This is a genomic window from Halorubrum sp. SP3 (assembly GCF_005435195.1).
GTDB lineage: Archaea > Halobacteriota > Halobacteria > Halobacteriales > Haloferacaceae > Halorubrum > Halorubrum sodomense.
Window position 1 is genome coordinate 1 of sequence record NZ_SGTU01000521.1, and the last position, 321, is coordinate 321.

Annotated in this window: 1 protein-coding gene; it reads right to left on the reverse strand. The window is 63.6% G+C overall.

What is annotated here, in order from left to right; translation table 11 throughout:
• Positions 1 to 321: hypothetical protein (locus tag EXE42_RS19910; protein WP_206750775.1), on the reverse strand; the 321-nt coding region annotated here is incomplete at both ends.

A 321-nucleotide genomic window follows, 5' to 3' on the forward strand; every position in this document is an offset into this window, starting at 1 on the left:
GGAGGAGTTCTAGGCCGCGATCGATGGGGTCGACTTCGAGACCGACGACCGCGGGTATTACTCGTCGGAGAGCTCCCCGGCGCTGCTGGATACGGACTGTTACAACGCCTACGTCGCGTACGAGGGCGAGTACTACTGGGTCAGCGTCGACGCCGTGGGCGGATGAGTTCCCTCGGGGAGGGGCGATCGGCTCAACTCCTCTCTCAGCCGATTCGAGACTCGGCGAATGGCCAGCGCCAACATCGGGCGGAGACAGACGTTTAACCGACTGTTCGGGGACAAGAGCCATCACCGAGCGGTCGGAACGCCGAATCGTGTCCC